The organism is Halonotius terrestris, assembly GCF_006861665.1.
Classification (GTDB): domain Archaea; phylum Halobacteriota; class Halobacteria; order Halobacteriales; family Haloferacaceae; genus Halonotius; species Halonotius terrestris.
The window spans coordinates 1-9,027 of the sequence record NZ_RKLU01000020.1; the positions used below are offsets into that span (position 1 = coordinate 1).

The 9,027-nt window shown below is 63.0% G+C and carries 11 protein-coding genes and 3 pseudogenes; 3 read left to right on the forward strand and 11 right to left on the reverse strand.

Annotation, left to right across the window (positions count from 1 at the left end):
• Positions 1 to 1,068: dihydrolipoyl dehydrogenase family protein (locus EGH24_RS14925; protein WP_142980871.1), on the reverse strand; the 1,068-nt coding region annotated here is incomplete at its 3' end.
• Between the two features lie 78 nt (positions 1,069 to 1,146).
• Between EGH24_RS14925 and EGH24_RS14930 the strand changes: the two genes are divergently transcribed.
• Positions 1,147 to 1,491 carry a winged helix-turn-helix transcriptional regulator gene (locus EGH24_RS14930; RefSeq protein WP_142980872.1) on the forward strand — a complete coding sequence of 115 codons (345 nt, stop codon included), beginning with the start codon at positions 1,147 to 1,149 and terminating at the stop codon, positions 1,489 to 1,491.
• Between the two features lie 18 nt (positions 1,492 to 1,509).
• On the opposite strand, the gene EGH24_RS14935 is transcribed toward EGH24_RS14930, so the two are convergent.
• The 6 genes from EGH24_RS14935 to EGH24_RS14955 form a co-directional block, all read right to left on the reverse strand.
• Positions 1,510 to 2,670 (reverse strand): hypothetical protein, encoded by a 1,161-nt coding sequence (locus EGH24_RS14935; RefSeq protein ID WP_345775872.1) that lies wholly within the window; start codon positions 2,668 to 2,670, stop codon positions 1,510 to 1,512.
• A gap of 166 nt (positions 2,671 to 2,836) precedes the next feature.
• Positions 2,837 to 3,382 (reverse strand): hypothetical protein, encoded by a 546-nt coding sequence (locus EGH24_RS14940; protein ID WP_142980873.1) that lies wholly within the window; start codon positions 3,380 to 3,382, stop codon positions 2,837 to 2,839.
• A complete protein-coding gene (locus EGH24_RS14945) occupies positions 3,379 to 4,044 on the reverse strand; it encodes a hypothetical protein (protein ID WP_142980874.1) in 666 nt (221 codons plus the stop codon). Before EGH24_RS14945 ends, EGH24_RS14940 begins: the two co-directional genes overlap by 4 nt.
• On the reverse strand, positions 4,041 to 4,172 hold the full coding sequence (locus EGH24_RS15825) for a hypothetical protein (protein ID WP_281284949.1): 132 nt from the start codon (positions 4,170 to 4,172) through the stop codon (positions 4,041 to 4,043). The genes EGH24_RS14945 and EGH24_RS15825 overlap by 4 nt, the downstream gene beginning before the upstream one ends.
• Positions 4,172 to 4,789: a DUF6166 domain-containing protein gene (locus EGH24_RS14950; RefSeq protein WP_142980875.1), complete on the reverse strand. Its 618-nt coding sequence runs from the start codon at positions 4,787 to 4,789 to the stop codon at positions 4,172 to 4,174. Before EGH24_RS14950 ends, EGH24_RS15825 begins: the two co-directional genes overlap by 1 nt.
• A complete protein-coding gene (locus tag EGH24_RS14955) occupies positions 4,786 to 5,271 on the reverse strand; it encodes an HNH endonuclease signature motif containing protein (protein ID WP_142980876.1) in 486 nt (161 codons plus the stop codon). The genes EGH24_RS14950 and EGH24_RS14955 overlap by 4 nt, the downstream gene beginning before the upstream one ends.
• 287 nt (positions 5,272 to 5,558) lie before the next feature.
• Between EGH24_RS14955 and EGH24_RS14960 the strand changes: the two genes are divergently transcribed.
• Positions 5,559 to 6,035 (forward strand): hypothetical protein, encoded by a 477-nt coding sequence (locus EGH24_RS14960; protein ID WP_142980877.1) that lies wholly within the window; start codon positions 5,559 to 5,561, stop codon positions 6,033 to 6,035.
• A gap of 232 nt (positions 6,036 to 6,267) precedes the next feature.
• Here EGH24_RS14960 and EGH24_RS15900 read toward each other — a convergent pair.
• The 3 genes and pseudogenes from EGH24_RS15900 to EGH24_RS14975 all read right to left on the reverse strand — a co-directional run.
• Positions 6,268 to 6,456, reverse strand: a pseudogene (locus tag EGH24_RS15900) (DUF6166 domain-containing protein); the annotation flags it as partial.
• A gap of 79 nt (positions 6,457 to 6,535) precedes the next feature.
• Positions 6,536 to 7,090, reverse strand: a complete 555-nt coding sequence (locus tag EGH24_RS14970) for a DUF6166 domain-containing protein (protein ID WP_142980879.1) — start codon at positions 7,088 to 7,090, stop codon at positions 6,536 to 6,538.
• Positions 7,087 to 7,533: a hypothetical protein gene (locus EGH24_RS14975; protein ID WP_142980880.1), complete on the reverse strand. Its 447-nt coding sequence runs from the start codon at positions 7,531 to 7,533 to the stop codon at positions 7,087 to 7,089. Before EGH24_RS14975 ends, EGH24_RS14970 begins: the two co-directional genes overlap by 4 nt.
• A gap of 137 nt (positions 7,534 to 7,670) precedes the next feature.
• Between EGH24_RS14975 and EGH24_RS14980 the strand changes: the two are divergent.
• A pseudogene (locus EGH24_RS14980) lies at positions 7,671 to 8,573 on the forward strand (restriction endonuclease); the annotation flags it as partial.
• On the opposite strand, the pseudogene EGH24_RS14985 reads toward EGH24_RS14980, so the two are convergent.
• A pseudogene (locus tag EGH24_RS14985) lies at positions 8,571 to 9,027 on the reverse strand (pyridoxal-phosphate dependent enzyme); the annotation flags it as partial. The pseudogenes EGH24_RS14980 and EGH24_RS14985 sit on opposite strands and share 3 nt — an antisense overlap.

Genomic DNA, 9,027 nt, shown 5'->3' on the forward strand with positions numbered 1-9,027 from the left:
GNCGATGCTGACGCCCTCGTTGCCGAAGGCGTTCTTGACGGCGTGATTGCCCTCCTTGGCGGCGACCGTCTCCAGTTCGGGCTCGCCGATCACGTCCCCCGCCGCGTAGATGTCGGAATTGGTCGTCTGGAAATGCTCATCGACGCGAATCGCGCCATCGGATTCGGTCTCGACGCCGACTGCTTCCAAGCCGATGTCCTCGCTGTTGGGCTGGACGCCGGTCGCGACGAATAACGCCTCTGCGGTGAACGCTCGCTCCTCGCCCTCGATAACAGTCTCCACAGCGACGCCCTTCTGACCAGGGTCAGCACCACTGTCGGTAGCCACATCCTGAACCTGCTGGAAGTCGTTACTGGTCACGACGTCGATTCCCTCCTCATTGAAGACTCGTTGCATCTCCCGGCCGAGCTGACCTTCCATATCTGAGAGCACGTGACCGGAGCGCTGGAGGATGGTCACGTCGACGCCGACACGGTGGAGGATTTGACCCCACTCAAGCGCGATGTACCCACCACCCATGATGACCATGCTCCCTGGGAGGTCGCGCTCCTCGAGGATGGTCTCGCTCGTGTAGTAGTCGACGTCGTCGAGGCCGTCGATGGGCGGCGCCCACGGTGAACTGCCGGTCGCGACGAGCGCTTTCTCCCCAGTGATGCGCGCGCCCTCGTCGGCGCCGTCGACGACCTCGATAGTCGTGTCGCCGACCAGCTGGCCGTAGCCCTCGTAAATGTCGGTCTCGAAGTGTTCTGCGACGTCGACGTAGTTCTCCTGCCGGAACCGTTCGACGAGACCGTTGGTCCCGTCGAGTGCGTCGGCCCAGTCGACAGTCGGTTCCTCAGGGTATCGAACGGCGTCGAAGGGATTCTCCGACGCTGCAGCGCCGCTCTCGGCGACGGCGAGCAGATGCTTACTCGGGACACAGCCGACGTTCACGCACGTCCCGCCGATTGGCAGGCCGGTGTTCACCATCGCCGTTGAAAGATCCCGGCGGCTCGCTTCAGTGATCGCGGCGAAGGCTGCGGCGCCACCGCCGAGAATCACGAGATCATAGTCGGACGTCTGGGCCATCTGTGTCTATACTTTACGACGGGAAGTTCTTATACTCCAGAGTCCAAAGCTATAGAGTAGGTTGGAGGCTACGAAGCTATGGCAGATACTACTTCATCAGCGCCCGCGTGCGATGTCGAGGGGACGTGCTACTGTCCGCTCACAGGAGTTATCGACACGTTGAGCCGGAAATACGCGATGCAACTCGTCAGCATCATCGGCGCACACGACTCACTGCGGTTCGCGGAGATCGAGGAGCACCTCCCAACGGCGAGTACCTCGACAATCTCGAAACGCCTCGACGAATTTGAGGAGGCAGGGATCGTCTCACGGACGCAGTATAATGAAATCCCGCCGCGTGTCGAATATGCGTTGACCGACGATGGCGACGAGGTTCGAACGCGACTGGAGCCGTTACTCGAGTGGGCAACTGAAAACAGATGAGCTAAGACAATTCGCGGTTCAGCTCATCGCGTCCTGGAATCGCTCACGGAGCGCGTCCTCACGCTCCTCGAACTGGTCGACCTTCTCCTGTAGATCGTCGCTGACGCGCTCGATGCTCGCGAGTGCCCGCTCGCCGGCGAGCGACGCCTGCGACCCGTCGTCGCCGTCCGCCTCTAGCTCCTCCTCGTAGGCTCGCTCGACGCGCTCGATGGTACCCTCCGGGTTGAACAGGATGTCGTTGGCCGTGCGAACGTAGCCGTCCAGCGACGCACCCTCCTTGCCCTGGAAAAAGTGCGTGAGCGCGTACGTCGCGCCGGAATGCAGCGTCCACATATCGATCTTGACGGGAGAGGCCGCGTTGGCCTCCGCATCGCTCGCGGCACGTTCGGCCAGGTAGTCCGGGAAGCCGAGCAGGCCGTAGAACTCCGTGACGGTGAACGGGAGCTCCGAGAAGTCGAGGTCGACGTCCTGGGCGTCACGGATGAACTCGAAGAGGTCGTCGGCGACGAGTTCGACCTGTGCAAGGATCTCCTCCCACCAGGTCCGGAAGTTCCGCACGTCGCCGACGTGCTTGATGACCTCCTTGTCGGTGAGCGAGCGCATCGTATTCGAACAGTACCCGTCCTGGGCGAATCCCTCCACGTAGACGGCGTGCTCGCCGAAGAAGTCGTAGCCCGACGTGACGCCCATCGTGATCGGGTCCGACCGGCCGGGGAGGCGTACCTCGAGGCCGTCGAACATGATGTCCATATGGACCTCGCCGCCGCCCCGGTAGCGACGAATCTCGCCGAACATCACGTCACCCAGCGGCGTTCCGTCGATAATCTCCTCCCGAAGGACCTCCTCCAGAGGGCCGTAGACGTCGACCGGGTTGATGATCGAGTACGAGTCGGTCGGAATATGGAACAAGGAATCCGTTTCGGCATCCTCCTCACGGGCCTGTTCTTGAGCGCGACTCGGCTCGACGATCGCGTTGAACCGCTCCGTCTCGACCCACTCGTCGGTGTACGGATTCTTGTAGGCCACGGTCGACTCGACGGCCTGCGGGAGGTCGCGGATCGCCTCAGCGAAGCTCACGGTGTCTTTGCCGCCGTGACGCTGACGATACCACTCGGGTAGTTCGGTGTCGGTACGTCCATCGACGCCAGCGAAGATGGTTCTCGACTCTGGGTCTTTCATCGTAGTCACCTCGACGCAGGAACGCTCATCGACGGCTGCCTGCATCGTCTCGCGCCCTGCGCCCCTCTGCCGGGCGCAACAACAACACCACGTTAACCAACACTAACCTAGGAAGCGGCTGTCTGTTGGTTAATCGAACCACCGTCGGGAAACTGCCGCACTGTCGTTACTCGGTGCTGGAGCGGCGTAGCCGAACCAGCTCCGGGTTCGGAACCCAGGGATGGTCCTCCCAGCAGTGAAGGGCGTGAGCACGGGGCGACTCGAACTCGGCTCCGCAGGATCCACACTCGTAGACATCGTCGGGCCAGGGCTCACTGACGTACATCGCTGTCACCGTCGTCCCAACCGGCTCGGGAGCTCCGCTTCGCTGGACGTACCGGTAGCCGCGAACCGTCCGTTGACGGATCGCTGTCCGGGCAATCTCGGCGGGTTTGCCGTCGGGGAGATACACCCAGCGAACGAAGCCCTCGACCGACTCTTTGGCCGACGGCTGGAGGATGAACCACCGCTCGTGGGCATCCCGGAACAGGTAGCGTTCAGTTCCCCTGTTTTGGAGGTACACCGGGTCACCCTGGCCGGGGATGAGTCGCAGCCCCTGGGCCGGTGATATCGGGTCCAACAGTCGCTCGACTACAGATGGATCGCGCTCCGGCTGGTTGTCCGAATCCTCCTCCTCTGCTGCGAACTCATCAAGACGAGCATTTGTAATCACGGGGTCCACCGTCCGAGTGAGGTCTGTTCCCGTTCCGACTCAGCAGGAACTTCACAGAGGAACCGCCACTTCGGCCGCTCTCGGATCTGCTTGTCGGGCCGGTTACCTGCCTGTCCGGGCTCTGTTTTCCCCGCGCAGTGCCAGCCCTTGTCTCTGAGCGCTTTGATCATCGAGCCGTCGAAGTCAGCTCGCACGAACGTCAGGAGAAGGCGAACGCCTCGCCGCCGGCCGTGCCGGCGCACGAACCGTTCCATCGACCGGGCGAGCGCGGCGGAGGCGAGATTCGGGAAGTCGACGCCGATACAGATCCGTGCTGCCTCGACGATCTCGTCACCCTCGTATCGCGTCCCGTCGTACTCCAGCGAGCGAATCAGCGGATAGCGCCACGTAATCGCACCCAGTAGCTGGTCCTGGTAACAGAGCCCGTGATGGACGAGGTTCGTCCGCGGGACACTGTCCATATAGGAGTGATGGGCTTCGTAGATCGCGCCGGCGACGTGCCGCGGGATCGATTCGATATGGACGCGCTCCGCGAACCGCAACCCGAGCGGCGCCGTGACCGGCTGGCCGTCGCGATGAATGGGACACCAGCACCCCTCGGGAGTGCGCGTGTACTGGAAGCCGGTACTCGCCCGCTGGCCGGGAGAACGTGTCTGCGTCACGAGTCGGTGCCGTCAGTCTGCTCTTGCCGATCGTTGTACCGTTCCAGTTCGCGACCGATTTTCTCGAGTGCCTCGACCCCGCGTTCGATCAGCTGGTGGGTGGCTCGCGACAACCGAAGCGTCTCCATCAGCACTCCCCCTCCGGTGGCTCGATGAGGTCGTTGCTCTCGTCGACGAGATCACGGATGGCCTGCTCGACATCGGCATCGTCCGAAACCATCCGGCTCGCTAGGGGTGCCGGGTAGGCACGGTCTCCCTGACTGCAGAGGACGGCCAGCCAGCCGTCGGCTCCCTCCCCGAGCACGATGTAGTGGTCGCGATCAGCCCGCTGGAAGACTTGCCGGTCGGGGCGAGTAACCGTTCGCCAGTTCTCGGGGAGTGACGGTGACGGCCCCCCGCCGTCGGGAAGGGCGATGACGTCGTCGGTGATCGTCGCCATCGCCGCGTCGATCTCTTCGCCGGTGAGGTGCCAGCACGCCGCCGGACCATCACACTCGAGCTGGCTGATCACACGATTCCGGAACGCGATGTAGTGTTCTCGGGCGACCTGAGCGTCGTTGTAGTAGTCGAGGAGGAGCCCACAGGCGAGCTGTGCGGGCCCGCTGCCTCGGTACCCGACGTCGAACCCGCTCGGACTGTGGGTGACCAGACCGAGACTACGGTCAGGGGTCAGTTCCGTGTATTCCGGGAGTCGCGTCACGACGAGGTCGCCCTGTCGCCGGCGGCCAAGGTAGGCTGTCGTCATTTGAACCGCCCCCGATCGTCACGGTCGCGGTCCGATCTGTCCCACTCGTCGTCCGATGGCCGAATTTCGGTCCCGAAGTCGTGCCGGTCGGCGTGTTCGGCGCGACTGAGGAGTTCGAGGTTCTCGGGTCGGTTGTCCCACCTGACGCCGTTTTTGTGGTGCACGTGTTTATCGGCGACGGCGTCGAACCCGCGTTCTGCCACCATTACGAGTCGATGGATTCCGACGGAGTCGGTCGTCCCGCGGTAGTTCGAGGCACAGATGACGTAGCCACGGTCAGTGAAGACAGCAGGATGCCGTCGCCGGTTCGGGGCTGCCTCGCGTGGGTCTCGACGTGGAATGTCGAGCCGCTGCATCCACTTTGAGACTGTCTGTTGCGTACAACCCAGTTTGTCAGCGATCTCGGTTGTGCTCAACTCCTGTTCCCAGTAGAGGTCGCGAAGGAGCGATTCGTCTCGCCAGGGGTACTCTGATTCGGTCATGGCTCGGTGACGGAGAGTGAATCCCCCCGCACCCCTCTCGGGGGCAATAAACACTATCGGCCCGAAATCGTACTTGAATTTCAGCCCGATAGATAGCCTACAGGAAGCTGGAAGCAGTCCAATAGCCCTACCAATGTACCACGGCCGTTTCTATCAGGTCGTAGTATTGTTCCGCGAGTCGTGCTGAATAGAGCGCGCGAGTCGGTCACGAGTGGGCGGTGTCGGTCGAGACGGTCGGGCGTCGAAGGTTTATACTCGAGTGACCACAAACGTTCGTCGATTGGAAAATGAATGGCTATCTCGGTCTGTCCCGACGAGATGTTGGAGCGGGGCTCGCTACTGCCGGGGCGGCGTACGTCGCTGCCGCGCTATTTGCCATCTTCAATCTCCTGTCGGGCTCCGGGTCCCGGGCAGGTCCCGTTCCCACCCTCGGGATGATCGTCACGCCCGTCGTCGCGCTGATCGTCGCGACTGTTGTCTGGCGTGTGACGATGCCGGACGAACCGAACCCACGCTACGGTGCCATCGCCGGCGCCGTCTCGGGGGCCGTCTCCGTATTCGTATTCACGACGCTGATAGCCATCACAGCCGCCGTCATCGGGTCTCCCCCTGGCCCGCCCCCGGACAGGACGGTTTCCGAAGCCATCGAGCTGGTCGCCTTCATCGTTGGATTCGGGCTGCTCTTCACGCTCCCGATCATCGCTCCGATAGCGGCGTCCGTGGGGTACGGATACGAACGGAACCTGGCCAGCGGACAGAACTGACCCTCCGTCGACGAGTCCTGTTCGTTCCGTCTCCCTGGGAGCGTCCGTAGCCGAACGACCCGGGCACGTCGTCGAGTGCTGAACACACACTCTATATTCAGCAGCCACCTTCTGACAGATACTGAGCAAATCACGTTCTGGACTGTCCCAGCGGACTTCTATACTGACTGATTCACCTGCTCCAGCGTGAGAACTATTTTAGAGTCCCGTCTCACGTCAGTCGTTTTGTCCGGCCTCTCAGACTGTGGTTGACCAGATCGAGACTTCGATCAGGAGTGAGACGCTGGTGTTCGGAGAGATTCAGAACGACGGGGTGGGCGTCGACGCGAAAGCCGACGTATTCGACGGGGTCGTCGCGACGGTGAGCGAGCGCTTCTGTCTGGACTCTGCCTGACGTGGGACGTCGTGTGTTTCCGTTCATCGGTACGTCGCGGGGGGTGGTGACCCCCGCACCCCTCTCGGGGGTTCTACAAACAGATCCGGAAACGCCCTCGCCGTCCCTACTGGCTAGCTGCGGGGAATTCGAAGCCGCCGGTGTCGGTGCTTGATTCCTCCGAGTCGGTAGTTTCTGATTGGACTGTCCGGCGGGTCTCCTCCAGTTCCTCGCGGCGATCGTCGACGCTCTGGTGGACACTGATGCCGTGTTGCTCGCAGAGCGCTCGCTCGACCGCGAAGGTCATCTCGTCGAAATCGACTGCCGTGATGTCGACGTCCTCCGGTGACGGCGTCTTATCAGCGACGTCGATGTCTCGCGACCAGGCATCAGCTGAAATGTCGCTGGTCGGGAGTCGCCACTCGTCGCCCTCGAGCTCTTCACGCAGGTACCGCGCGAATTCCTTGTAGTGGTCGAGCGCGATGTTCTTTGTCGCTGAATCGGCCAGCAGCGCGATGGCGAGCTGATCGATGCGGGCCTCGTCGGCCTCCGGTCCCCAGTCGAATCCACCAGGGGCGCGGCGCAGAACGTGGAGGTGCTTGTCCAGCACGTCGCCATCGGGCGTGTACACCAGCTGTCCACCCATACAGCGTTTACCGCGGTACGCTCGGCCGCCGGTCATCGGAACTCACCCTCCCAATGGTCCAAGCCTCGTGGTCGTTCCGGGCGCTGGCGGGGGAAGGAATCCGACGGCCGACGGGCGGTATCTGGACCGCGTCCGGCTCCCTGATTGCTCCCACTCGCGGCCTCGGTTGGTCGGGGCCCGACGTACATCGGTTTTCGCGCTTGACTTCGCTCCGTGACGACCTCCCGATGGAGCATCGTACAGAGCTCCATGACGCTCTTGGCGAGGTCGAACGCCGCTGCTCGCGACCGGAGGTCGTGCTGACTGAAGAGGATCGTCCCATCGGCTCGATCGATCCGGACCAGCCAGTCCGAGGGTTGCTGGACGTGGCAGAGGACGGATTTCGAGAACTCGTAGGCGAACACGAAATGGTCGTCGTCTGTTCGGCGTTGCAACCACCAGTTGTCGGGAGCGATCTCGCTGTTGCTCTCAGAACTCATCGGTAATCCGGGACGAATGTGTCGTCCCGCACCCCTTGCGGGACGAACAACAACACCAGCGCTCACGTCGTCGGGACTTCGTCGCCACCGTCGGCAACGTATTTAGTTATAGCAAGATACTGTCCAATTACATTCGGATGGCTGTACTGGACGACCTCTCGGGATTCGAGTTCGAGGACTTGATGGAGGACGTCTTCCGCAACCTCGGCTACGAAAACGTCCGCCAGGCAGAGCGGACGGCCGACGAGGGGCGGGACGTCATTATGGAGGAGGTCGTCGACGGCACGCGACGGGCGATAATCGTCGAGTGTAAGCACACCGGGACGGTCGGCCGGCCGGTCGTCCAGAAGCTGCACTCGGCCATCGCGACGTTCGACTTCGACGGTCCAAAGCGTGGGATGGTCGCCACCACTGGTCGATTTACGAACCCTGCCGAGGAGTACGCTGACCGGCTCCAGCGGAACGACGATCCCTATCCCATCGAGCTGATCGACGGCGAGGACCTCCGGGAGATCGCCGACGAGATCGGTCTCGATCTCTACAACGGGCGCATCGAGATCCTCTGTGACGAGACGCTCCGACCGTACGATCCAGCGGCGGATGTCGACGCACCTGTCCAGGAGGCGTTCCGCGACATCGAGAACATCGACGCCGCGGATCTGCCGGTGCCGCACTCGCAAGTGACGTTCCGACCAGTGGTTGCGATCACCGCCGACACGAACGCTGTCTTCGAGACCTCAGTCGGTGTCATCCACCGGGTCAACGACCGCACACAGTTCGTTGTCCACGCTGAGCGCGGCCATCCGAAGGTGGCCGACGACGAAGTCGCGACGCTGGTCACCGAGAACTTCCACGCGACGGTCCCCCTCGATACCGGGCAGTTTACCGAGGTATTCGACGACGTCGACGAACGACGGTTCGGCCAGACCCAAACGAAGTACAAGGAGTGGGCTGTTGACCGCCTCCAGGATTACCACACGACGACGGTGACCTACACCGGCGACAATAACGTCACGTACAACAAGACGTGNGNNNNGAACGCCCCGATCGCGGTACGCCTCCAACGCCGCGGGCGCGACCGCACACGTCGGCTCCGTGTAGAACCCGTTCGCGTGGAGGCGGTCGAGCGTCGACTCGACCGCGGCTTCGGGGAGGGCGATGGCGTCGCCGTTCGTCGCTTCGATCGCGTCGAGCACCTGTTCGCGTCGTGCCGGCTCGCGGATCTGAATACCGTCCGCGAGCTCGTTCTTCCCGTCGGTCGGCCCGTGAAGCGCCTCGGCGAAGGGGGCGTAGCCGGCCGCCTGCGCGCCGAGTAGCCGCGGCATCGAGTCGGTCCAGCCTGCCTCGCGAAGCGCCCGGAAACCACGGTACGCGCCGAGAAAGAGGGTGCCGTGGCCGAGCGGCATCACGACGGCGTCGGGGGCGGTCCAGCCGCGCTGCGCGGCCACCTCGTAGGCGAACGTCGCCGTCCCGGCGAAGAAGGCGGGGTTCCAC

What these genes read in the sequence shown, in the direction of transcription:
- EGH24_RS14960 (WP_142980877.1), top strand. Translation starts at nt 5,559, where the DNA reads ATGAATGGCTATCTCGGTCTGTCCCGACGAGATGTTGGAGCGGGGCTC.
- EGH24_RS14955 (WP_142980876.1), bottom strand. Translation starts at nt 5,271, where the DNA reads ATGACCGAATCAGAGTACCCCTGGCGAGACGAATCGCTCCTTCGCGAC.
- EGH24_RS14970 (WP_142980879.1), bottom strand. Translation starts at nt 7,090, where the DNA reads ATGACCGGCGGCCGAGCGTACCGCGGTAAACGCTGTATGGGTGGACAG.
- EGH24_RS15825 (WP_281284949.1), bottom strand. Translation starts at nt 4,172, where the DNA reads ATGGAGACGCTTCGGTTGTCGCGAGCCACCCACCAGCTGATCGAACGC.
- EGH24_RS14975 (WP_142980880.1), bottom strand. Translation starts at nt 7,533, where the DNA reads ATGAGTTCTGAGAGCAACAGCGAGATCGCTCCCGACAACTGGTGGTTG.
- EGH24_RS14935 (WP_345775872.1), bottom strand. Translation starts at nt 2,670, where the DNA reads ATGAAAGACCCAGAGTCGAGAACCATCTTCGCTGGCGTCGATGGACGT.
- EGH24_RS14930 (WP_142980872.1), top strand. Translation starts at nt 1,147, where the DNA reads ATGGCAGATACTACTTCATCAGCGCCCGCGTGCGATGTCGAGGGGACG.
- EGH24_RS14950 (WP_142980875.1), bottom strand. Translation starts at nt 4,789, where the DNA reads ATGACGACAGCCTACCTTGGCCGCCGGCGACAGGGCGACCTCGTCGTG.